Origin of the sequence: Sulfurospirillum sp. MES (assembly GCF_000789415.1) — a bacterium.
GTDB classification, from domain to species: domain Bacteria; phylum Campylobacterota; class Campylobacteria; order Campylobacterales; family Sulfurospirillaceae; genus Sulfurospirillum; species Sulfurospirillum cavolei.
Window position 1 is genome coordinate 1 of the sequence record NZ_JSEC01000017.1, and the last position, 24,306, is coordinate 24,306.

At 45.3% G+C, this 24,306-nt stretch carries 22 protein-coding genes; 16 read left to right on the forward strand and 6 right to left on the reverse strand.

All coding sequences use genetic code 11. The features are described from left to right. Together OA34_RS12435 and OA34_RS12440 are read right to left on the reverse strand one after the other, a co-directional pair. The coding region (locus OA34_RS12435; protein WP_286683040.1) for a PAS domain-containing response regulator at positions 1-1,339 on the reverse strand (1,339 nt) is incomplete at its 3' end. Beyond that, a complete protein-coding gene (locus OA34_RS12440) occupies positions 1,284-2,177 on the reverse strand; it encodes a phosphatidylserine decarboxylase (RefSeq protein WP_039675859.1) in 894 nt (297 codons plus the stop codon). The genes OA34_RS12435 and OA34_RS12440, both read right to left, overlap by 56 nt. A gap of 133 nt (positions 2,178-2,310) precedes the next feature. Between OA34_RS12440 and OA34_RS13840 the strand changes: the two genes are divergently transcribed. The 3 genes from OA34_RS13840 to OA34_RS12455 are packed head-to-tail and all read left to right on the forward strand — an operon-like array spanning position 2,311 to position 6,128. Next, a complete protein-coding gene (locus OA34_RS13840; RefSeq protein ID WP_286683041.1) occupies positions 2,311-4,164 on the forward strand; it encodes a sensor domain-containing diguanylate cyclase in 1,854 nt (617 codons plus the stop codon). Positions 4,165-4,175: 11 nt separating this feature from the next. Continuing rightward, positions 4,176-5,546: an ATP-dependent RNA helicase DbpA gene (gene dbpA / locus OA34_RS12450; RefSeq protein WP_039675861.1), complete on the forward strand. Its 1,371-nt coding sequence runs from the start codon at positions 4,176-4,178 to the stop codon at positions 5,544-5,546. A 3-nt stretch (positions 5,547-5,549) separates the two neighbouring features. Next, positions 5,550-6,128 (forward strand): hypothetical protein, encoded by a 579-nt coding sequence (locus OA34_RS12455; RefSeq protein ID WP_039675863.1) that lies wholly within the window; start codon positions 5,550-5,552, stop codon positions 6,126-6,128. On the opposite strand, the gene OA34_RS12460 is transcribed toward OA34_RS12455, so the two are convergent. Beyond that, positions 6,109-6,717 (reverse strand): helix-turn-helix transcriptional regulator, encoded by a 609-nt coding sequence (locus tag OA34_RS12460; protein WP_039675864.1) that lies wholly within the window; start codon positions 6,715-6,717, stop codon positions 6,109-6,111. The two genes, OA34_RS12455 and OA34_RS12460, sit on opposite strands and share 20 nt — an antisense overlap. Before the next feature lie 79 nt (positions 6,718-6,796). On the opposite strand from OA34_RS12460, the gene OA34_RS12465 reads away from it, so the two are divergent. From OA34_RS12465 to OA34_RS12525, 13 genes are all read left to right on the forward strand, one after another. After that, on the forward strand, positions 6,797-7,648 hold the full coding sequence (locus OA34_RS12465) for an NAD(P)-dependent oxidoreductase (protein WP_039675866.1): 852 nt from the start codon (positions 6,797-6,799) through the stop codon (positions 7,646-7,648). A gap of 312 nt (positions 7,649-7,960) precedes the next feature. Continuing rightward, on the forward strand, positions 7,961-9,313 hold the full coding sequence (locus OA34_RS12470; RefSeq protein WP_039675867.1) for a [Fe-Fe] hydrogenase large subunit C-terminal domain-containing protein: 1,353 nt from the start codon (positions 7,961-7,963) through the stop codon (positions 9,311-9,313). Positions 9,314-9,322: 9 nt separating this feature from the next. Beyond that, positions 9,323-9,685: an iron hydrogenase small subunit gene (locus OA34_RS12475; protein ID WP_039675869.1), complete on the forward strand. Its 363-nt coding sequence runs from the start codon at positions 9,323-9,325 to the stop codon at positions 9,683-9,685. Further along, positions 9,678-10,367, forward strand: a complete 690-nt coding sequence (locus OA34_RS12480; protein ID WP_039675871.1) for a cytochrome b/b6 domain-containing protein — start codon at positions 9,678-9,680, stop codon at positions 10,365-10,367. The genes OA34_RS12475 and OA34_RS12480 overlap by 8 nt, the downstream gene beginning before the upstream one ends. Before the next feature lie 48 nt (positions 10,368-10,415). Further along, the gene (hydG, locus tag OA34_RS12485) at positions 10,416-11,888 is read left to right on the forward strand and encodes a [FeFe] hydrogenase H-cluster radical SAM maturase HydG (RefSeq protein WP_286683042.1); all 1,473 of its coding nucleotides are present in this window, start codon (positions 10,416-10,418) and stop codon (positions 11,886-11,888) included. A gap of 9 nt (positions 11,889-11,897) precedes the next feature. After that, positions 11,898-13,289 carry an aspartate ammonia-lyase gene (locus OA34_RS12490; protein ID WP_039675873.1) on the forward strand — a complete coding sequence of 464 codons (1,392 nt, stop codon included), beginning with the start codon at positions 11,898-11,900 and terminating at the stop codon, positions 13,287-13,289. Next, positions 13,290-14,357: a [FeFe] hydrogenase H-cluster radical SAM maturase HydE gene (gene hydE / locus OA34_RS12495; protein WP_286683043.1), complete on the forward strand. Its 1,068-nt coding sequence runs from the start codon at positions 13,290-13,292 to the stop codon at positions 14,355-14,357. It begins immediately after the preceding gene. Then, entirely contained in the window at positions 14,341-15,567 is a 1,227-nt protein-coding gene (hydF, locus tag OA34_RS12500; RefSeq protein WP_039675874.1) for a [FeFe] hydrogenase H-cluster maturation GTPase HydF, read from the forward strand. Before hydE ends, hydF begins: the two co-directional genes overlap by 17 nt. Positions 15,568-16,129: 562 nt before the next feature. Beyond that, positions 16,130-17,446, forward strand: coding sequence for a 2-isopropylmalate synthase (locus OA34_RS12505; protein ID WP_254376457.1), 1,317 nt, complete (start codon positions 16,130-16,132; stop codon positions 17,444-17,446). 27 nt (positions 17,447-17,473) lie between these two features. Continuing rightward, positions 17,474-18,238: a class I SAM-dependent methyltransferase gene (locus OA34_RS12510; RefSeq protein ID WP_039675876.1), complete on the forward strand. Its 765-nt coding sequence runs from the start codon at positions 17,474-17,476 to the stop codon at positions 18,236-18,238. Between the two features lie 25 nt (positions 18,239-18,263). Further along, positions 18,264-18,659 carry an OsmC family protein gene (locus OA34_RS13845; protein WP_286683044.1) on the forward strand — a complete coding sequence of 132 codons (396 nt, stop codon included), beginning with the start codon at positions 18,264-18,266 and terminating at the stop codon, positions 18,657-18,659. A 76-nt stretch (positions 18,660-18,735) separates the two neighbouring features. Beyond that, the gene (locus tag OA34_RS12520) at positions 18,736-19,425 is read left to right on the forward strand and encodes an MOSC domain-containing protein (protein ID WP_039675878.1); all 690 of its coding nucleotides are present in this window, start codon (positions 18,736-18,738) and stop codon (positions 19,423-19,425) included. A 58-nt stretch (positions 19,426-19,483) separates the two neighbouring features. Next, entirely contained in the window at positions 19,484-20,101 is a 618-nt protein-coding gene (locus tag OA34_RS12525) for a LysE family translocator (RefSeq protein ID WP_039675880.1), read from the forward strand. A gap of 2 nt (positions 20,102-20,103) precedes the next feature. On the opposite strand, the gene OA34_RS12530 is transcribed toward OA34_RS12525, so the two are convergent. The 3 genes from OA34_RS12530 to OA34_RS12540 form a co-directional block, all read right to left on the reverse strand. Beyond that, positions 20,104-22,284 (reverse strand): PAS domain S-box protein, encoded by a 2,181-nt coding sequence (locus tag OA34_RS12530; RefSeq protein ID WP_039675882.1) that lies wholly within the window; start codon positions 22,282-22,284, stop codon positions 20,104-20,106. Between the two features lie 134 nt (positions 22,285-22,418). Then, a complete protein-coding gene (locus OA34_RS12535) occupies positions 22,419-23,765 on the reverse strand; it encodes a putative bifunctional diguanylate cyclase/phosphodiesterase (RefSeq protein WP_286683045.1) in 1,347 nt (448 codons plus the stop codon). 119 nt (positions 23,766-23,884) lie between these two features. After that, positions 23,885-24,306: methyl-accepting chemotaxis protein (locus tag OA34_RS12540; RefSeq protein WP_286683046.1), on the reverse strand; the 422-nt coding region annotated here is incomplete at its 5' end.

The window sequence follows — 24,306 nt, forward strand, 5'->3', positions numbered from 1 at the left end:
GATTATCGACGATCGGTTGAAAATAGGAGAGAATGTTTCCCGTATCGATGGCGGTTTTAATGGTGTGAATCGTTTCGATGTTTTTCAATGCGTTATCGTACTCGATGCCCGATAATCCGTCGGCATAAACGATGGGTTGTTTGGTTGCGATGGCTTGTTCGATACCGATTTTTGCATCTTCGAAGACTTTAAAAATCCCGTACGTGTAACTGCAAATAACGGAAATATCGTATTCGATGGTGTCGATTTTGACGACATGTTCTTTGACGTTGGCTAAAAATTGCTCCAAGACGGCGTGAATCTCTTCTTTATCCGCGCGGCAACTTCGTCGGTCGATCGCAAACGCGTACAACCCGTTTTCAAGATGATATATGCGCTGAAATCCCCAAGGATTGGGCATTAAATAGAGCAGTGTTTTGCCGAAAGTTTGTTCGATTTTTTCCACGCTGCCTTTGTCGTAAAATTTTTCCAACACCGTATAATCTTCGATTTGAATCAAAATGAGCACGGAGAGGGCGTTGGCGGAGAGGTAGTCGAACAATTGCTTTTTATCGCTCATGATGGCGGTGATGTCGTGACGCAAGGAGATAAACTCCTCAATCTCTCCGTTGGCGTTTAAAATAGGCTGAACCGTCGTTTTGACGTAATAAGGATCGCCGTTTTTGGCACGGTTTTTAACGACGCCTTGCCATGTTTTTTTCGCTTTGATTGTCGCCCAGAGGTCTTTAAAAGCACTTTTTGGCATATCGGGATGGCGAATGATATTGTGTTGTTGTCCGAGTAATTCGTCCGGACGATAGCCCGTTATTTGGCAAAATTTGTCGTTGACAAAGGTAATAAAGCCGTTAGGATCGGTTTTGGAGATAATGGAACTGGCATTGGTAATATCGATATATTGTTTGAGTAACAAAGCGTTTTGCGTATTTTCGTAGCGCAGGTAAATTTTTTCTAAAAGATGATCCAAGGTCGAAAAGAGTTGTTCTTGCGTAAAAGGTTTAAACAAAAACCCGTCCACGTTGAGCTCGAGCGCTTGGGGAATGAACGCCGTGTCGCCTCGCGCGCACAAAGCAACGACGGTTACGAAAGTGTTTTGTTCGCGAACCCAACGTATCAGATCGATACCGCTTGCGTGCGGAAAAGACAATTCCGTCACGATAACATCGATCTCTGAGCGATGTTCTTCGTAAAGTAAGTGCGCTTGTTCGACGTTTTCCGCCGTATAAAGCGTTTCAAATCGGCTGAGAAAAAGAGTTTTTGCCGCCGTGCGTGCCGTCGCGTCGCTCTCAAGGTACAGAAGCGTCAGCGGTTGATTCGGCGGCGATTGTCTGATAGTGCTCATTTGGTTCATGCCTTCGTACCCTTCCTAATGTTTGTCCGAACGTGACGTTATCGACGGCGGAAAAATCCCATTCAAGCGCATTCGGTTCAAAGAGCATAACAATCGTCGAACCCATCTCAAATAATCCTATTTCATCGCCTTTTTTAACGTGTAAATCGGTATAATAATAATAACGTTGAAGTTTCGAAGAGGCATTGGTCTGAATCGACGGATCGAAATGAAAGACTATTTTACCGACGTTTAGTGCCCCCACAAAAACCATGTAAAATACGTGATCGTTCTTAGTGTAGCATTCTAGCACAACTCGTTCATTTTCGATAAATAATTCGTCAACTTTTTTCAGCCACGAAAGGTTAACGGGGTATAATTTTCCCGGAATATGAACGGCTTTAGCGATACGCATATCTAACGGGGCATGGTAACGATGGTAATCTTTAGGCGAGAGGTAAACGTTGATAAAAACGCCGTTTTGGAGTTTTTGTCGGTTGTTTTTGGAGACGTAATCGCTTAAAAGCGCACCGATTCGGTAGTCAAAGCCTTTGATTTGCAATGCCGTGTCGTTTTGGATCGTTCCGTAAGCACTGACTTTGCCGTCGCACGGAGAGATGAAGACGGATGCATCGGTATCGAAAGAACGCGGCGTGACGAATTTACGCGTAAAAAGTGCGTTAAGGCTTTCATACGAAGCGGCATTTTTAAATGCCCTAAGATCGACGTTCATGCATCGAACGTAGGTTTGATTGATGAAGGATTGAAAAAAAGAAGGGAATTTTTTGCGGGCAAAGCGTCCGAATAGTCTTGATAATACGGAAGTTTTAAAGCTTGGGTATCGTTGCATGTTTCTCTTTTGCGTATTTAATTTTGGCTAGATTATAGCAGATGAATGATTTATTTGAAACTAAATTCAAAAATTATGATAGGATTTTACGTTTGATTTTTAATAATTTTACAAGAAAAGGATAGTGTCTATTATGGAAAAGATGACCGGATTTTGGCAAAGATTCGTACAATTCATTACGTTTATCAATCTTCCGATTCGCAAGAAGTTTTTTTTATTTGAGTTCGGTACGTTTTTTTGGTTTGTTTTTATCGGTACGATTACGGTCTCTTCCCTTAGTTTTATTCATTACCGTTATTCACAACTGACGCAAAGCACGCTCCCTTATATGAAAGTCGTTTTATGTTTGAGTCCGGAATTGACCTCGATCGAGAACGCTTTGAGTTCGACGACAGAGTTTGATACGACCTTATTTTACCTCAAAGGCCTTTTGGCGCGAACCAAAAACACGCTCTCCGAAACGCTCGTCGGTAACCAAAAAACGACGATGAGCGGTAACGTGTTTGAGCTTTTTATTCAGTCGCTTTCCAAAGAAGACTCGCAAAGCGTTGAAGCTTTGCAGATGATTTTTAAAGAGATCGGTGCGATGGAAGAGAGCGTTTTAACGGCGCAAAAACGTAAAAATTCCTTAAGTGCCGAAGAGATCGAACAAACCAAAGAGGTTTTAAATACGCATATTCAAAAAACGCAAGAGTTGACGCAAGCGTTATCCGCACGCATTAACGGCTTGTATCAAGACTACTCGCAACAGGTCAATAATGCCATTCGTCTGTCGATCAACAGCGTCGCATGGGTCATTTTTGTTGCGATTATTTTGTTGATGCTCTTTACGCGATGGCTCAGAGAAGCCTTTTCGCGTCCGATCGAGTCGATGATTCAACAAATTCACTCTTTGGGAACGGGCGAAGTCGATCTCAGTAAAAAACTCAAAATCAAATCCAAAGACGAAATCGGTACGCTCTCGCGCGAATTTAACAAACTGGTCGATACCGTCTACGGCGTGACCGTCTTTAAAAAAGTCATCGAAGAGGACAGTTCGCTCGAAGTGGTCTATACGCGTTTGGGCGAAGTGTTTGAAAAAGAAGCGGGCATCGACGAGTATCGCATTTTTGACGTCAATGCCGCCAAACAAACGATGAATATGGTCTATCCTTTAAGCGAAGAGATCGCATGCAACGAAGAAATTTTGCATAATTGCACCTTGTGTCGCGCACAGAAAACAGGGCATAAAGTCTCTTCGTTCGAATACGAAGGGGTGTGCAAGGAGTTTTTACGCGACGAGGGCAAAAAACACGTTTGTATTCCTTTGATCGTCTCGGGGCATGCCGGAGCCGTCGTACAGTTTGTTTTCAAAGCCTCATCGGCGGAGGAAGTCAACGAGAAAATTTTCAAAGCGGAGAGTTACATCAAACATTCGCTCTCTGTCATTGAGACCAAACGCTTGATGAACACTTTGCGTGAATCTTCGTTGGTCGACGGGTTAACGGGACTTTACAACCGTCGTTTCTTGCAAGACCACTCCAATCAGATCATCGCCAGTACGCTCAGACGTAAAAAACAGATCAGCCTTTTGATGTGCGATATGGACTACTTCAAACAAGTCAACGACAAATACGGTCACGACGTCGGTGATAGCGTTCTGAAAGAGACGTCGCATATCTTGAAAAAATGCGTCAGGGAATCGGACATCGTCATTCGCTTCGGCGGCGAGGAGTTCTTGATCTTGTTGATCGATACGGACGTCGGTTACGGTGCAAACGTTGCGGAAAAAATTCGACAAAGCGTTGAAGAGTTCAGCTTCAAAACGACCGACGGCATTTTGAAAAAGACGATTTGCATCGGCATTAGCGACTTTCCTCACGATACCGACGGTTTTTGGCAAGCGATCAAATTCGCCGACGTCGCGCTTTACAAAGCCAAAGAGAGCGGACGTAACCGTTGTGTTCAATTTACCACGGAATTGTGGGATCAAAAAGCCAATTTTTAGAAAAGGTATCTATGTTTAACGCGTATATTCAAGACACGAAAATGCTCCAAAATTTAAACGATTTGGGCTATGTGTCCATGACTCCCGTCCAAAGAGAATGCATTCCTTTATCCCTTGCAGGGCGCGACATCGTCGCAAAAGCCAAAACAGGCAGTGGCAAGACCGTTGCGTTTGGACTGCCGCTACTTTTAGCTTTACATGTAAACTCCATGCGCATCCAATCGGTCGTACTTTGCCCCACGCGTGAACTTGCCGAGCAAGTGAGCGCGGAGCTTAGAAGACTTGCTCGTTTTGCGCATAATATCAAGATCGTCACGCTCTGTGGCGGAACGCGCTTTGTGCCGCAGTGCATCAACCTAGAGCATGGCGCGCACATCGTTGTGGGAACTCCTGGGCGCATTTTGCAGCATTTGCAAGAGAAAACCATCAACTTTGAACATATCAAAACGCTCGTTTTGGATGAAGCCGATCGTATGCTTGACATGGGCTTTTTCGAAGACATCGAGAAGATCATCGCCAAAATGCCAAGCAAACGTCAGACGTTGCTGTTCTCCGCCACATTCCCTAAAGAGATCGAGCAGATGTGCAAGGAAGTACAAACGGATGCTTTACATGTAAGCATCGAAGAAGAGGCAAACACCTCTTCCAATATAGCGCAAATCTGCTACCGTGTGGAGCCTAGCGAAAAGGAAGAAGCACTCAAAGGCGTTTTGTTGGAAAGCGATGCTAAGTCGGTCATCATTTTTTGCAAAACCAAAGTGGGTGTTGCCGAGCTTCAAGGCTACCTCTTAGATGAAGGCTTTGACGCGCTTTCCTTACATGGAGACTTAGAGCAGATCGACCGTGATGAGCATCTGCTTCTCTTTGCCAACGGCAGTGCGCAAATCCTCGTTGCCACCGATCTTGCCTCACGAGGTCTTGATATCAAAGATGTAGAGATGGTCATTAACTACGAACTCCCCCAAACGATGGAAATCTACACCCACCGCATCGGACGAACCGGGCGCATGGGAAAAGAGGGCAAGGCGATCAGTTTCGTCACGCCACGCGAAGAGAGCTTTTTGGAAGAGCTCAAAGAAGCCAATTTTACGTTTACATGTAAAAGCATTAGCGATCTCAATCCAACCCTCACAAAACCCAAAAAAGCCCTCTACATCACGCTCTGCATTGACGCAGGCAAAAAACACAAAATGCGCGCAGGCGACATACTAGGAACGCTCACCAAAGACTTAGGACTGGAAGCGAGTGTTATCGGTAAAATTGACATCTTAGAGAAGTTTTCTTATGTTGCTATAGCGCGTGAATATGCTGATAAAGCGTATGAAGGACTGTGTGCTACGACGATTAAAAATAGACGGTTTAAGATTTGGAAGTTGGGGTGATAAATGTCCCATATTCTCATAGCCACCGATATTTTTGGTAAAACCAACGCCGTGGAAACGTTAAGCGAGCGCTTGAGTGCAGTGTGTGAAAGGGTGCATATGCTCGACCCTTACGATGCAAAGCCTATGCATTTTCAGGGTGAAAACGAGGCGTATGAAGTATTTAACCGCGTGTGTGGGCTTGAAAACTATGCCCAAATATGTCGAAAAGCTCTCGATGCACTTTCCAACGAAGAGGTCATTTTAATTGGTTTTAGCATGGGATCATCAGCATTGTGGAAGGTGCTTGATGGACGCCAAGGCGGAAAAATCAAACATTTTTACGGCTTTTATGCTTCGCAGATTCGCCACTTTTTAGACGTTAATCCGCTTGTGCCATGCACGCTTGTTTTCCCCTACTCTGAGCCGCATTTTGATGTTGCTGAGTTAATGTCCAAACTTGCTATCAAAGAAGGGCTCACGTGCATTAAAACGGCGTATTTACACGGCTTTATGAATCCCTTGTCGGTGAATTATAACGCTATGGGCTATGCTGAGTATTGCCGATGGATAGAAGAAAGCATTAATTCCTCACCGCTTTGAGCCAGTTATAAATCGTAGCCTTCGAGACATTTAACACCGAGCAGATATACCCCACGACATTGCGAATGGCGAAGATGCCCTCGCGTTCCAAAAAGACCACCAACTCTTTTTTATCCTCACTCGAAAGCCCTGAAAGGGCGATGTTTTTAGCGCTTAAATACTTCTCAATAGTCTCGTCGGTGTGTTCTCTCCAACTTTGCGAAAAGAGTACGGAGGGTTTGGCTTCGGCGTTTACATGTAAAAAGCTTTTGAGAAAATCGTGCAAGTTTTCCAAGGGTTCGATGTTGTAGTTGATGCAGATCATCCCGATGGGTTTTTCTTCCATATCTCGCACGATGATGCTGACCGCTTTGAGGCGTTTGCCATCACTGCTGGTTTTATCATACGGTCCGACCCAATTTTCTTTGATGCTGTTTAGGTCTCTCAGTTCACTGAGCATCGCATCGCCCACGCGGCGTTTTGAGAACGCATTAACGATGTGGACGAGCTTTTTCGCTTCCAAGTCATGCATGACGACTTCGACGTTTGGGTAAAACAGTTTGGCGATGGCGTCACATAAAGTGACATACGATTTGAGCTCTTTTTTCATTTGGCAATTATAGCACTCATTTAAAGATAATTTGTCTAATTTAGACTATAATTCTAAAAAATAGCTCAAAGGAGTCATCATGGCAATCGGTTTTATAGGCTTAGGTAACTTAGGCGCCGCCATCGCAAAACGCTTAACAAGTATGAATGAAGAGGTCATCGTTTGGAACCGCACCAAAAGCAAAGCGGAGGCGAAAGGGTTTGTGTGTGAAAGCTCTCCCAAAGTGCTTTTGGAAAAATGCGATACCGTATTTTTATGTCTGTTTGACTCAGCGGGCGTTCGCGATGTTTTAACGATGGAAAACGGGCTTTTAAGTGCAATACAAAAAGGCAAAACCATCATCGATCTGAGCACCAATCACTTCAACGACGTGGTCGAATTTCACGCAATGGTCGAAGCCAAAGGCGGCAATTACCTCGAGTCACCTGTTTTAGGCAGTGTTGTGCCAGCTAGCAAAGGTGAGCTCACTGCGGTGTGTGCCGGTAAAGAGAGCACTTTTCTTACATGTAAACCTCTTCTTGAGAAGTTTGCCTCCACTATTTTCCACCTCAAAGAGGCAGGATTTGCGGCAAAAATGAAACTGATTAACAACCTTTGCCTTGGCTCTTTTATGGCGACGATCGCGGAGTGTACGGCTCTGGGCGAAGCGTGCGGCATCGATAAAAAAGAGTTGTTGGACATCTTGGGGGCGGGTGGCGGAAAGTCACTGGTGTTAGCGGCCAAAACACAAAAGCTGATCGATGAGGACTTTAGCCCGCATTTTAGCACCGCGGCGATCACCAAAGATTTGCACTGTCTGCAAGATTTGGCGTACAGTTTAAATCGTCCGCTTTACACCGCCAGTGTTACCAAAGAGCTTTTTTCCAAAATGAAAATGATGGGCAAAGGTGACGAGGACTTTAGTTCTATTTACCAACTTTTTAAAGCGTGACAAAAATAGGGCACTTAAAGGTAAAGTGCCATTTACTTTTTAAAATATTCAAATAATCTCTTTTAGAAACTATTTCCCCCTTTTTCTCCTCTTTTTTCATGCTACGATGCCCCGATAATTTGAAATAAATACTATTTTTTATAAATAAAGGTGTTTATTTCATATTTAAAAAATATTAGAGTTATTTAATAATACTTTTTCTATCTTGTTAATATTAATTTAATCTTAAATTTTGTACGATTTCAATAACGGAAGGTAAATTATTATTTACTTATTTGAACGTAATACACTAAACTTTAAAAGGAGGTTTGAATGTCGGAAGTTTCAAAGATACGCACGTTTCCGCCGAGTCAAGAGTCTTGGGGCGGCGAGACGGCGTTTGAAGGAACGCATCGTAAAGGCGAGTTAAGAGGTATCATCAAGATCAATCAAGACAATTGCGTGGGGTGCGATACCTGTACCGCGTTTTGTCCCACCGAGGCGATCAAGGGCTCTTTAGGGGTTGCTCATGCGATTAGCACCAACAAATGTGTCGCCTGTGGTCAGTGCCTTGTGAATTGTCCGTTTGGTGCCATTGAGCAGATGAGTTTTGTGGATATTGTCATGGAAAAATTGGCTGATCCTAAAGCCTTTGTCGTCTCCCATCCTGCTCCGGCAGTACGCGTTGCAATTGCCGAAGAGTTCGGTGCACCGGCGGGAGAACTTACGATCAATCGTCTTTACAATGCGTTTGAAAAAGCGGGATTTCATAACTACGATATTAATTTTGCCGCCGATCAAACCATTTTGGAAGAGGGTACGGAATTCATTAAAAAAGTACGGTACTGGGTTTTGGGCGAACGCGGTGAGGACTTGGAGCATGTAGCCCACCATCCGCTTCCTCATTTTACGAGTTGCTGTCCCGCATGGATTAAAAATGCCGAAACGTTTCATCCTGAACTCATTCCGCATATTTCCGGAGCCAAATCACCGATGCAAATGGGCGGTGCTTTAGCCAAAACGTGGGCGGCGGAGTTCGTATGGAAGAAAGACCCGCGAGACGTTTATCTTGTCGGCGTCATGCCGTGTACCGCGAAAATTTTTGAAGCCAGTCGTCCCGAGTTTAACTCAGCCTACGAATACTTCAAAGCGGAAAATAAAATTCCCGAAAATACGGCGTCGTTTCAAGATATAGACGCGATTTTGACGGTACGCGATATTGCCGAAATTTTTAGACGCAAAGGGATTAATCCGCTTTTGATGTCGGATGAACGCGAAGTTGAAACGACAAACGTCTATACGGGTGCCGCAACGATTTTCGGTGCTAGCGGCGGTGTTATGGAAGCGGCACTTCGAACGGCGTATTTTCTTCTTTCCGGTACGGAGCTTTCCAATCCCGATATTACGCTGGTGCGCGGATACGAGCAAGACATCGTCGAAGCAACGATTCCCGTTCCTTTGAAAGCCTTAAACGGTAAAGTGATTAACGTGAAAGTTGCCGTCGTGAACGGTGCTTCACGCAATATCAAAGAGATCGTTAAACGCTTGAGGGACGATAAAAACCAATACCACTTTGTCGAAGTGATGAACTGCCCCGGCGGTTGTGTTAACGGCGGCGGACAGCCTGTGCGAACGATGGGAACCTCTTGGTTACACCCGTTATTGCCATTACCGCTTAGAGCTTAAGGAGAAACTATGAAAGCTACACAAGAGAACTATTTTTACGCCGAAAAACCGCTCGGCCAATTGTTAAGTCGTCGCGATTTTCTTAAAGCCGCAGGCGTGTCTGTTTCTGCAATTGCGATCAGCGGTTATGCAATTACCGACATCGTTCAAAAACGAAAGTCGTATATTGCCCTTCGTCAGCAAGGACTTTACAAAGACGATAAACGCCTTCAAAAAGCCAATCTTACGGGTTCACATCAAAATGCAAGCTGCCTTAAAGTCTATCAAGACATGGGAACCAAGCCGATGGGCGAAGTTGCGGAGCAGTTGTTACATACCAAAACCTATGTCGATCGAAGTAACCTTTTAATGCAAGGAGCACACCATGGCTAATGAAAGAGTTTTAAAATTCCCGATGTCGGAGAAGATGTTTCATAACATTAACATGGTGACATGGATGATTTTAGCGGTTACGGGTATGATGATCTATTTTAAAACGGTAGGTGAAGCGACTGCTTCGTTGCTGATGGATTTTCACATCGGCATTGCGATTGTTTTTACGCTCAATTTTGTGGGCTTTGCGGTGTTAAATGCCGATCGTTTCTTTTTAATGCTACGCAATTTACTCATCTGGGATGCCGATACCTTTGCGTGGTTTAAAAATTTCGGAGGGTATCCAAGACGCTTGTTTGGCATTCCTTTTGGTCCCGAAGAAGTGGCTCCTCAAGGTCGGTTTAATGCCGGTCAAAAGTTTACCTACCTCTTTTTTATTTTTATGATTTTCGGATTGATTGTAACAGGTTGGTTACTCTACTTTATGGCACCCGTTTTAGGCAAAACGACGATGGTTTATTTTTTCAATTTTCATGTTTGGGGTTCCATCATTGCGACGGTAATGGCAGTGGGTGCGCATCTTCCATTAGCCGTGATCAATATCGAAGATTTTAAAGCGATGTTTCGCTTCGGTGCAGGCGACGTACCGTTGGAAGACGCCCTTCATCATGCGCCTAAATGGGTTGAAAACGATTTGGTTAAAGTCAGCACTCTAGAGCAACCTCTAAAAGCGCACCGTTAAAAACCTAGCCGCTGCGGCGGCTAGTGCTTTACATGTAAAGGAAAAACAATGTCATGGACAAGTGAGCGATTTGCACGCATTAAAGCGTGGGAAGCATCGCGCGAGTTTAACGATTTTATTGACGATGAGGCAATTCATCAAACCATTAATGAAACAAAAAATCCTTCAAAAGAGCGTGTTTTAGCCATTATTGAAAAAGCCAGAAACAATGCGACCAAAGGCGATATGCTCTCTCCCGAAGAGACGGCAACGCTTTTAAATATCACCGATAGAGCTTTATGGGATGAGGTTTTTAAAGCGGCAACGTACATCAAAGAAGAGGTTTACGGAAATCGAATCGTTCTCTTTTCGCCGCTGTATATCTCCAATCCCTGCGTCAACAACTGCCAGTACTGTGGTTTTAAATCTTCCAATGATTCCATGTCAAAAAAAACATTGAATCACGAAGAGCTTGAAGAAGAAGTCAAAGCACTTTTGGATGCAGGGCAAAAGCGTCTGATTGCCGTTTACGGCGAGCATCCAAAGAGCGATTATAACTATATAGCCCAAAGTGTACGAACTATTTATGCCACAAAAAAAGACAATACGGAAATCAGGCGTGTCAACATCAATGCCGCCCCGATGTTTGAAGAGGAGTATCGAGTCATTAAAGCCGAGGGCATTGGAACATACCAAGTCTTTCAAGAGACGTATCATAGGGAAACGTATGAGAAAATGCATCCCAAAGGCACACTCAAAGGCGAGTATGATTGGCGATTGTTCGCGTTGCATCGAGGCTTAAATGCGGGGCTTGACGATGTCGCGGTGGGCGTGTTGTTCGGTATTTACGACTGGAAATTTGAAGTGCTTGCCATGTTGCACCATGCGATGGATTTAGAAAGAGTGTTCGGCATCGGACCGCATACGATGTCGTTTCCTCGCATTAAACGCACCTCCGATACCGATCTGAGCGAGTTTCCTTATGCCATGAGCGATGAAGATTTTATGCGTGTCGTCGCCGTCATTCGTTTGATGTGTCCGTTTACGGGAACGATTTTAACGGCGCGTGAAGAGCCGGAACTCAGAGATGAAATGCTTAAAAAATGCGGTATTTCTCAGATGGATGCGGGTACGAACATTGGTATCGGTGGGTATAAAAAACACGAAGAGGGCAATGATCTTTCCATTCAACAATTTGCCATCGGCGATCATCGTGGGATTGATGAGTTTATCCTAAGCCTGATCAAAGAGGAGCGTTTACCTTCTTTTTGTACTTCATGTTACCGAGAAGGACGTACGGGGTGTGATTTTATGCCTTTAGCCAAAAATGCAAGCATCAAACATTTGTGCATTCCCAACGGTATTTTGACCTTTAAAGAGTATATGAGAGACTATGCGTCCCCTGAAGTTAAACGTATCGGCGAGCGCATTATCATCCCCAAATACCTTGGAATGTTACGTGAAAATATGCCGCTTTTAGCCGACAAAGTCGAAGATATGCTTCACGGTCTAGAACACGGTAAAAATGACTGCCATTTGTAAGGAAGGTGCGTGAGTTTTCGCATAGAACATGATTTTTTAGGAGAACGAGAAGTCCCAAGCGAGGCGTATTACGGTATTCATACGCTTCGCGCTTCCGAAAACTTTCCGCTCAGTCATTTAGGCATCGATGCACGCTTTATTCAAGCGTTTGCACAGGTAAAAAAAGCGTGCGCAAACGCCAATGCGACGCTTGGTTTTTTAGATGCCGCTAAAGCAAAAGCGATCATACAAGCGTGCGATGAGATGATCGCGGGCAGATGGCACAATAATATTATCGTCGATGCGTTGCAAGGTGGGGCAGGAACGTCGTTAAATATGAACATGAATGAAGTCATCGCCAATCGTGCGTTAGAAATCATGGGGTATTCCAAAGGCAGTTACGAGATCATTCATCCGCTTGATCATGTCAATTTGCACCAATCCACCAACGATGTTTACCCAACAGCGCTTAAAGTGGCAGCCATGTCTCTTTTACAAGAACTCGGCGATGAGATCGCCAAACTTCAAGGTGCACTTCAAGGTAAAGAAAAAGCGTTTAGTTCCGTACTTAAAATGGCGCGAACCGAACTTCAAGATGCCGTTCCTATGAGTTTGGGAGCCGGTTTTGGAGCGTACGCCGAAGCGATTGCCAGAGATCGCTGGCGGGTTTTTAAGTCCATCGAACGCCTTAAAAACGTCAATCTCGGTGGAACGGCGATCGGTACGGGCATAGGGGCTCCTAAAAAGTATCTTTTTCTTGTCGTTGAATGTTTAAAAGAGGTGAGTGATCTTCCCGTAGCACGTTCTGAAAATTTGATCGATGCGACGCAAAATTGCGATATGTTTGTGGAAGTCAGCGGTATCTTAAAAGCACATGCGACCAATTTGTTTAAAATCGCTTCGGATTTACGGCTTCTCTCATCAGGCCCTCGTGCAGGTTTGGCGGAAATTGCCCTGCCGCCCGTGCAAGCGGGCTCTTCCATTATGGTCGGCAAAATCAATCCCGTCATTTGCGAAGCGGTCAATCAAGCGGCGATGAAAGTGATGGGCAACGACTTTTTGGTTTGCCAAGCCGCCCAAAACGGTCAACTCGAACTTAACGCCTTTATGCCTCTTTTGGCGCAGGCGTTTTTAGAGAGCTTAACGCTTCTGAAAAATACGGTTGCTATGTTTCGCGAAAAGGCGATTGAAGGCATTGAAGCCAACACGGAACACGCCCTTTCACAAGTTTTAAACTCTAGCGGTTATTTAGTAGCCCTTTTAGACGTGTTAGGTTACGAAAAGGCGACACAGCTTGCATCGGCTTTACATGTAAACTCCAATATGACTCTCAAAGAGCTCTTAATACGCGAAACAACGTTAGAAGAGAATGAAATCGACGCTCTTTTATCGCCCTCTCGTTTAATTGCACTAGGAAAATAAATGGATAGAATCGCCAAAGTCTTGCAAACCCATGAATTAAGTCATCAAGAATTGGTTGAATTTTTACGTTCCGATCGCTATGATGAAGCCCTCTTTCATGCCGCCGATCAAACACGCGAACGTTATGTCGGTAACGACGTTCACCTCAAAGGCTTGTTGGAGTTTTCCAATATCTGTACGCGTACATGTCATTATTGCGGACTCAGAGTCGAAAATCGCTTCATTAAACGTTATAAGTTAAGCAGTGAAGAGATTCTTAGCTTTGCACGCAAGGCAATTGATTACGGGTATAAAACCATTGTACTCCAATCAGGTGAAAGCCATAGTTACTCCATGGAAGCGATGTGCGACATCATCGCTTCCATACGCGCCTTAGGCGCTACGGTCACGCTGAGTTTGGGCGAAAAAAGTGAAGCAGAGTACCAAGCCTACAAAGAAGCGGGAGCCAATCGTTATCTGCTGCGTATTGAAACCACCGATAAAGCACTCTATCAGTCGTTGCATCCTCAGATGAGTTTTGAGAATCGCTTAAAATGCCTTCGTATTTTAAAAGAACTCGGTTATGAAACGGGAAGCGGTTCGCTTGTTGGCTTGCCGGGGCAGAGTATCACATCTTTGGCAAACGATCTTCTTTTTTTCAAACAGTCGGATTTTGATATGATCGGCATCGGTCCTTTTATTCCTAGCGAAAATACACCGCTATCAGATGCAAAAGGCGGGGAGTTTACGATGGCACTGAAGATGACGGCGTTGGTTCGTTTACTGCTTCCAAAGATCAACATTCCTGCTACGACGGCGATGGAAACGCTTGATCCCAACGGTCGCGCCATTGCCCTAAAGAGCGGAGCCAATGTCGTGATGCCTGTCATTACCGAGGGCGAATACCGCGCCTTGTACCGCTTGTATCCGGGTAAAATTTGCATCGACGATACGCCAAAGCATTGTCGCTTGTGTATCTCCGACACAATCATCGCCATCGGTCGAGGTATTGCCGACACTAACGGCGATAGCGAACGCTTTATCGTGCGACAAACAGAACAAAGGAATTTTTATGACGCAAACGCCTAAAGGATTACGCTTACACATCGGACTTTTTGGTCGCCGCAACGTAGGAAAATCTTCATTGATGAATCTCATTACGAACCAAGCGATGTCCATTGTCTCCGAAACACCGGGTACCACAACCGATCCTGTAGAAAAAACGATGGAGATTCAGCCTTTAGGACCTGTCGTTTTTATCGACACCGCAGGAATTGACGATGAGGGAAGTTTGGGCGAAGCACGCATCAAGCAAACGTTACATGTCATCCAAAAAATAGATGTTGCCGTTTTAGTGGTAGAGCCTAATCGTTGGGGTACTTTTGAGGAAAAATTGGTAGCACTTTTTAAAGAAAAAGCGATTGCTTTTACGATCATTTGTAATAAAATAGACCAAGAAATCCCGCAAGAGCCGTTTGTGCAAACCCTGTGCAAGCACGCCGCTTCATGGCTTGAAATGAGTGCTAAAACGGGCGAAAATAAGGAGCGTTTCTTTGAAAAAATACACGAGATTATTCCTTCATCGTGGATCAAACAACCTTCTCTTTTAGGGGATTTGATAGGGGAGGGCGATGTGATCGTTCTGGTTGTTCCCATCGACTTGCAAGCACCCAAAGGGCGTTTGATTTTGCCTCAAGTGCAAGCGATTCGCGATATTTTAGACCATGACGCCTGTTGCCTTGTTGTGAAAGAGCGAGAATTAAGCTACATGTTAAGCCAACTCAAATCATCTCCGAAGCTCGTCGTTTGCGATTCGCAATGTGTTTTAAAAACGGTTGCCGATACGCCAAAAGATGTCAAAGTCACGACATTTTCGATTTTGATGGCGCGCCTTAAAGGCGATTTGATCACTCTAAGCGAGGGTGCAAAGATGATTCACGATCTTAAAGAGGGCGATAAAGTGCTAATCGCCGAAGCCTGTACGCACCATGCCTTGGAAGATGACATCGGGAGGGTCAAAATCCCACGCTGGCTTAGGCAGTACAGCGGGCTAGATTTAACGATTGAGCATTGTAGCGGGAAGAATTATCCCGAAAATATCGCTGAGTATCGGCTCATCATTCATTGCGGTGCGTGTACGCTCAACCGCCAAGGCATGCTTTCACGTCTTGATGAAGCAAAAAAAGCAGGTGTTGCGATTACCAATTACGGGATTGCTATTTCGGTGTTACAAGGTGTTTTGCATCGTTCTCTAGAGCCGTTTCCGCTTGCTTTAATGGCGTATGACGATCGGCAGTGAATCTTTAGCCGGAAACGATTTGATCGCAAAAACGGTTTTTTGATGTCTTACATGTAAAACCTCTTTTGCGATTTTTAAACTTCTGTGCTATACTTTTGTCAAATTTTCTTAAAGGAGACTCAGATGGAAACATTTATCACCCATCACACCATACATCAACCTCAGAGCATTGCGCAATTTTCTAACGCATCACTCGTCGTCGTCCTCCTTCTGAAGCTCCGTTAAACCTTCGCACTCACCCCTTTTTTTTCACTGTTGATTTTTAAATTGGCTTTTTAGCCCTGAGGATACCTCTACCTAATCAGCTCAATTTTTATCATTAGCGTTCTTGCAAAATAGCAAGAACTTCTGACACGTCTTTGAAGCAAAGCTCCAAAGACTACGTTAACACTAGGTTCTCTTCGGCAGAGTGCCCACGCACCTTTGGTGCTCTTACTTCTTGCAAAACAAGTTTTACAAGAAGTCTATTTTCATTGTTGTTTTTCTTGCGATAACGCAAGATTTTTCTGCCTGATTTTGGCATATGAGTTTTTGGCTCATTTTATAACTTAAGGATATTTCTATGCAAACTGCACAAACATTTAAAAAATACAAACCGTACCCGTTGGTACCTTTAGCTCACCGTGAGTGGGCAAGTAACATCATCACACGTGCGCCTATTTGGGTAAGTACCGACTTACGTGATGGCAATCAAGCATTGGTTGAACCTATGAATGCGACCAAAAAATTGGCGTATTTTCAAAAATTGGTGGAGATGGGATTTAAAGAGATAGAGATTGCGTACCCGAGTGCTTCACAAACGGACTTTGACTTTTGCCGCATGTTAATCGAGCAGAATTTAATTCCTGAGGATGTTAGGGTTGCGGTTTTGATGCCTTCCATCGAAAAACACATCAAAAGAACCTTTGAGGCGATGAGAGGAGCGAAAAAAGTAACGATGCACCTTTACAATCCCACCGCGGACAATCAGCGCAAAATAGTGTTTGACAAAAGCAAAACGGAGATCATCGCTTTAGCGGTTGAGGGCACACGCATCATCAAAGAAGAGGCGGCAAAATTCAAAGGCGATGTGTTGTTTCAGTATTCGCCCGAGAGCTTCTCCCAAACGGAGTTGGCATTTGCACGCGATGTGGTCAATGCGGTTATCAGTGAATGGATGCCAACCAAAAATGCACCGATGGTCATCAATTTACCCAACACTCTAGAGGCGTGCACGCCCAACATCTATGCCGATAGAATCGAGTGGATGAGCAAACAGATGTTGGAACGCGACTCCGTAATATTGAGCGTTCATCCGCACAATGACAGGGGTACGGCGGTTGCGAGTGCCGAGATGGCGATTTTAGCTGGGGCGCAAAGGGTTGAGGGTACGCTTTTGGGTAACGGCGAGAGAGCGGGTAATGTTGACTTGGTTACGATGGCGTTCAATCTTTACTCTCAGGGAATCGATCCGATGTTAGATATTTACAATATCGATACGATTTTACAAGAGATCATCACATTGACGCACAGCAGCATTCCTCCCCGTCACCCTTATGTGGGTTCCATGATCTACACGGCTTTTTCGGGCACGCATCAAGACGCTATAAAGAAGGGTATGGAGTATCAAAAGGTGGTGTTAGATGGCTATTGGCACGTGCCCTACCTCGTGATCGACCCCAAGGATATCAAGCGGGATTACCGCGATGTGGTGCGTATTAATTCGCAGTCGGGAAAAGGTGGCGTGGCGTATGTACTGAAGGAATTTTACGGCATTGAGACAACCAAATCGATGCAAGTCGAAATTGCGCTAGAAGTGCAGAAGTTGTGCGATGAGAAGGGAATCGAAGTAAATGCTGAGGAGATTTTTAAAGTTTTTAGGCAGATGTGCAAGCTTTAAAAGCGTTACATGTAAAAAGGAAAAACGATGCGTGAAGAGTGGAAAGCAAGTGCCTATGCGGAAAATTCAAAAGGGCAGGCGGTTTGGGCAAAAGAGTTGATCGAAAAGATGGCACTTAGAGGCGATGAGTCCATCTTAGACATCGGGTGTGGCGATGGAAAGATTACGGAGATGTTGAGTCATCTCACCAGCGGTGAAGTGGTCGGCATCGACTTTAGTCCTGAGATGATCGGTTATGCCAAAGCGGCATTTTCAAAGCCCCTTTTTATGCAGATGGACGCACAAGCACTAAGTTTCAATGAGCGTTTTGACGTGGTGTTCTCCAATGCCGCGTTGCACTGGGCGAAAGACCATGACGCTATTTTGCACGGTATCTTTAAAGCCCTCAAACCAAAGGGCAGAGCGATTTTGCAGATGGGAGGAGCAGGGAATGGCGAAAAAGTGTTTGAAGCCTTCCATCACATTCTCCCCGCGTATGCCGAGTATTTTGAAGGCTTTGAGTCGCCGTATACGTTTCATTCGGATAAAACCTATGAAACATTGTTAAAGGGCGCAGGTTTTAGCACATACCAAGCACACTTAGTGTCTAAAGATATGGTGCATGACACGCTCAAAGCATTTCGCGGTTGGCTTGAGACAACATGGTTTCCGTTTATCAACCGTATCCCAAGTGCGCAACAAACAGCGTTTATTGAAGCGTGGATTGAGGCTTATGTCGCTCTTTGTCCGCTGGATCAAGACGGAAGAGTGCATATAGGTATGATACGCCTTGAAGTGCAATTACGCAAGTAAAATCTTTACATGTAAGGAGCACGTGATGATCGTCAGTGAAAACAGATCGGAAAACTACCTCACGTATTTTTCGAATGGCACGTACGACGCTTATGCCGATACGACGAAAGAAAAGGGTGGAATGGAGCAAGGCTTTAGGCCGCATGAACTCTTAGAAGCGGCGCTGGCGTGTTGTATGAATATGTCTTTGCGCATGAACGCCCAAAAGCTCTCTATTCCTCTTGAAAAGGTACGTGTGAGCGTTTATTTAAACCGAGAAGAACCAGAGAATCCAACGTTTGAATACGATGTAGCGTTTGATGCATCGCTGTGTGACAGTGATCGGCAAACGTTACTGGATACTTTAGCGCGCAGTTCGGTTCGATCGACCTTATCTAAGAGCTTTTCTTTTGAACAAAAGGCGGTTAATACATCGATATGAGAGTATGTTTGATGCATATCAAAGGAAAAAAAAGTCGATTGTATTAGAATACGTGTCGAAAATGAAGGAGAATATCATGGCGAAAGTGCTTTCCGTACAGGTTGGACGTGCTAAGACGTACGGCGATGCGAATGCAAAAGGTTTTTTGGAAAAAGCGTGGAACACGGCTTCGTTTAAAGAAGTTGTCAAAAGACCTTTACATGTAAGTGTTGAGGGCTTCGAAGACGATGAGGTTGCCGATAGGGCGCATCACGGCGGAATCGATAAAGCCGTGTTTGCGAACAGCTACGAAAACTATGCGCATTGGGCGACGTTTTTGGGATTGGAGCGTTTACCTTTTGGCGCATTGTCGGAAAACCTAACGATCGTCGGACTTCAAGAAGCAAACGTGATGCTCGGCGATGTTCATGAAATCGGCTCGGCTATCCTTCAAGTCACGCAACCGCGCAAGCCGTGTTGGAAGATTTCGCGGCGGTGGAATCACACGGAATTGACGAATGAAATTTTTACCAGCGGTCTTAGCGGGTGGTACTATCGGGTATTGAAAGAGGGAGTGATCGGTGCGGGAGATGCGGTGCTCATCGTTAGTCAAGAAGCGTGTTCTATCAGTATTTTGGAAGCTAACCACGCTTTTAGGGAACCGACGCATTTTGCTATGACTTTGGAGCGCATGGTAACGATACCTTCGATCGCGCCATCGTACCGCGACAGTCTTATCAAGCGTTTAAACGGTACGAGTGATTTAGCTTACATGCAAACACGCTAGAGAGTCTTCTCAATGTCGCGTATGGTACAATAGTGACATTACTTCAAGGAGTGCTCGGATGATCGGTTTGGAATTTCTCATAACGTCGCTTATTGTCGTGTTGATCCCAGGAACGGGAGTTATCTTTACGATTTCGACGGCACTGGCTCAGGGCAGAAGTGCCGGAATATTTGCGGCACTCGGATGTACGCTTGGCATCGTTCCGCATCTTTTAGCGACGATTTTCGGACTTGCCGCGATTATGCACACGAGCGCGCTGGCATTTGAAGCGTTGAAAATAGCGGGCGTGTTGTACCTCTTTTACCTCGCGATTTTGACGTGGAAAGATCAAAGCGGTTTTGAAACGCATATGCAAGCGACGCGCACGAGTGCTCTTTCTTTGATCGCAAAAGCCTTTTTACTCAATATCCTCAATCCGAAATTGACGATTTTCTTTTTGGCGTTTTTACCGCAATTTATCCGTGCCGATACCGCTTCGCCTCTGGGCGATATGGTTGCACTTAGCCTCGTCTTTATGCTGATGACGTTTGTCGTATTTGTTTTTTACGGCTTTTTGGCGCACGGCTTTCGTCAAAACGTCCTTGCGTCGCGTCGCGTACAGTCGTGGATGAAAAAAGGATTTGCACTCACGTTCGCGGGGCTTGGCATAGAGCTTGCCTCTTCAACCCAAAAGTAATATTACGGATTGAGCGCGTCTTTGAAATGGTCGCGGATGGTTAAAAATTCTTCTTTTGCGGCTAAGAACATATCGACCAATTGCGGATCGAAATGCGCGCCCCTTTCTTTTTCAAAGAACGCAAAGACGTCGGCGTCTTCCCAGGCTTTTTTATAGCAGCGATCGTGACTGAGTGCGTCGAAAACATCGGCGATCGCAACGATTCGCGCGTAGAGATGAATCGCTTCGCCGCTGAGTCCTAAGGGGTATCCCGTACCGTCGTACTTCTCGTGGTGCTCTTTGGCAATAATCGCCGAAGCTTGTAAAATAGGACGTTTGGAGTGTTGTAAAACGGCATAACCGAGCATGGCGTGTGTTTTCATAATCTCCCATTCTTCGTCCGTTAATTTTCCGGGTTTATGCAAAATCGCATCGGGGATACCGACTTTGCCGATGTCGTGCATGGGCGAAGCCATGGCGATTTTGTTGGCTTCTTGTGCGTCAAGTCCGTATTTGAGTGCCAAAAGACGTGAATATTCGGCAACGCGTCGGACATGGTTTCCCGTCTCTTGGCTTCGGCTCTCCGCAATTTCGCCCATATGGTAGATGATTTCTTGTTGCGTCGACTCGATCTCTTCGTGAAGTTTGATAATCTCGCTAATATCGTTGCGAACGGACATAAATTCGGTGATTTTGCCTTGTTTGTCTTTGATAGGCACAACCGTGGCTTTGACCCAATAAAGCGAGCCGTCTTTGCGTTTGTTTTTTAAAACGCCTCTCCAAATGTGACCCGATTGGATCGTCTCCCATAGTTGCTTAACGATGAGCGGATCGATGTCGTCTGCGTACATAGCACTAAAACTCTGCTCGATGACCTCTTCTTTCGCGTAACCGGAGAGTTCGCAAAAGCGTTTATTGACAAATAAGATTTTCCCTTCGGTATCGACGCGCGTGAGACTATTGCTTTCGTCGATGACGGTTTCGTATTGTTTGGAAAGGTGAAACGCTTCGTCAAGATCGGAGTCGGAGCGTTGCAGTGCTCGGCTTAGGCTCTCTTTAACAAGGTGCAATTGGGTGACGTCGTTGCGAATCGCGATCACTTCGTCGATCTGCCCTTGGCGCGTGATAATAGGGTAAATAAACGCATGAACCCAATACGCGGAGCCGTCTTTTTTGCGATTTTTCAAAACCCCTTTCCAAATGTTGCCGCTTAAGATCGTTTTCCAAAGGTCCTGAAAGACCGATTCGGGCGTGTCGGGATGGCGAACGATGCGATGCGACCGTCCGATGAGTTCGTCGGCACGATAGCCCGAAATATCGCAAAACTGCTCGTTCACGTACGTGATGATGCCGTGCGGGTCCGTTTTGGAGACGATCATACTTTTATCGATAACGTTTTTGTACTCCTGAAGCAAACGACCTTCGCGTTGTTGCGCGCTTTGAATGCGTTGTCTCTCGAGCCAAAAGTCGATTCTTTCCCCCAGCATTTCGCCTAAAAGCGGTTTGACGAAAAATTCGTTGGCACCGTTTTGGATCAACGCGTGAAGCAACGCCGAATCGTAGGCTTGCGTCACGATAAAAATCGGCGTTTGCGGCTCAGCGTAGGCGGCGCGCACTTGGCGTAAGCGCTCAACACTCGCAGTATCATACACATCGAGTTCGAGAAGGATTAGATCTATCGGCGCGAAAGAGAACGCTTCTTCTTGGCTTTGAGCAACAAAAAGGCGGTAATTTCTTACATGTAAGAGTGTCCGAATGTGTTGAGCCGTTGATTCGAGCTCGCCGATCCAAAGAAGACGTGCACGGGGTTCTTGGTCGCACGATTGAGCGAGCGCGTCGATCTTGCGAACAATGTGAGCGATCGGATCGGACTTGGAAAGAAAGGCTAAAACACCGTAACGATCCCATGTGTGTGAGCGGTTGGGATCGTGATCGATCGAATAGACGATCATTTTGAGTTTCGGATCGAGGATCGAGAGATTTTGCAAGATCATCTCGCCTTCGCCGTCGCGTAAATGAAGATCGAGTACGATAACGTCGAACGTTTGGACGCTGAGCAGTTCGACGGCTTGGTAGAGCGTTTTGGCAAGCGTCACGCGATAGTTTAATGCACAAAGGTTTTTTTGCAGGACGTTTGAAAATACAAGCGAGCTTTCAAGAATAAGCATCGATGTTTTGCGAGTCTCTTGCGTATTTTCAATCATCGTCAATCTCTTTTATTCGAGGAATCGTGTTTTCAAGCTCTTTGCTTCTTTCAAACACCGCACGCCTTTTGGCAAGGGTATTTTGTCGGAAGTTTATTATACAAAATCACGATGAATTTTAAAACCCTTAACGATCAAAACGAACCAATCAAAGCTACGGAGCAGGGTTTGTGAAACAAATACCCTTGAAAAGAGCGACAGCCAAGGTTCTTTAACGCTTGGAATTGCGCTTGCGTTTCGATTCCCTCCGCGACGATTGCAAGGTTGAAGCGTTTGCCTAAGGTTAAAATCGTCTCGATAATCGTTCGATCGACGGGACTTGAAAGCATCCTTCGAACAAAACTCTTATCGATTTTAAGTTCGTCGACTTTGAGTCGCCTTAAATACGAAAGCGAAGAAAACCCCGTACCGAAATCGTCGATCGAAAGCAAGATGCCGAGGCGTTTAAGTTCGAAGATTTTTCGCAGGGCTTTTTTCGCATCTTGAATCAAAAGGCTTTCGGTCAGTTCAAAACAGATTTTACGAGGATCGCAGGCGATGCGTTTGAGCAAAGCGCACACGGAAGGGAGAAAACTCTCATGCTCAAACTGCTTCGTGCTGATATTGATCGAGAGTCGCCACGTATGTTTGTCCGGATCGTTTTCCCACGCCTTGAGTTGGCGCATCGCATGCTCTAAAATCCAATGCCCTAAAGGAATGATGAGTCCGCTCTCTTCGGCAAGAGGAATAAAACGGTTCGGCGCAACCGTTCCGATATGCGGATGGTGCCATCGAATCAAGGCTTCCGCACCGTAAATGCGCGGCGCATTCTCACATGTCAGCGTTGTTTGCGTTTGGTAAAAAAGCTCCAACTGATCGTTTTCCACGGCAAAAAGCAGTTGTTCCAAAAAAACGGCCTTGCTCTCTAAATGCGTTTGAAAGTCGCTTTGAAAAAAGCGAATCGTATTTTTTCCTTCCTCTTTGGCGCGAAAAAGTGCGCTATCGGCATACTGAAAGAGATGCTCGGCAGAATACGATCGGTTCTTAAAGACGATTATCCCGATACTCGCACTCAGTCGAAAGCTCTTATGATCGATAGTTAGGACAGAAGAAGCGACATAGGACAACTTTTTCGCTAAAAAAAGTGCGGCGTCTTTGGCGTGAGATTCTTCGTGAAAAGGCGTTTCGTACAACACGCTAAATTCATCGCCGCCTGAACGGTAAAGATCTCCTTGCGTGCCCAAAAGATGTTGGAACCGCGATGCAAGCTCGATTAAAATACGATCGCCCGTTACATGCCCTTGCGTATGATTGATTGTTCGAAAACGGTCCAAATCCAAAATCAGCAAAGCTTGGTATTGAGGGCATGCGGGTGCGCTTTCGATGCGCATAAGGGCTTCGTGCAAAGCGATACGATTGGCTAGATGCGTTAAAGGGTCTATGCGATACCATAGCCTGTTCCTCGCGGGCTGATGCAGGCAAGGCTTCATTTTCCACGACACAATAGCTCTCCTTAAAACGTTACGGTACATTCTCACTTCTTTTCATAAAGTAATGTTTGCGGTTTATCGACGGAAGTGACATGTAAAGAGTTCTCTCTTTACATGTCGTTTTTAAAAACTTACTGAAACTGCCCCAGCTTAGCATTGAGATTTTCCGCTAACTTGGAGAGATGATCCGCAGCAGAGGCGATCTCTTCGACGCTTCTGGCGTTTTCACTCGTAATCGCGTTGATATTGGTGACAAGATCAACGATCTTATCGGTATCTTTAGCAATCTTATGAGAATTATCGGCACTCACGCCGACCGATGCTACGCTTTCGTTCATGACCGAGGTCGTAGAGATAATAGTATTTTCGACATTGGTTGAAACCGAAGCTAGATGACGAATGTTTTGGGCGTTTTTACTCATCTTGTCCGAAGAGTTAACGATGGATTGAACGATGACGTTAATCGTTGCGTTAATCTCGGTTAGAGACGATTGGGTACGTTCGGCAAGTTTACGTACTTCATCGGCAACCACCGCAAAGCCTCTTCCGTGTT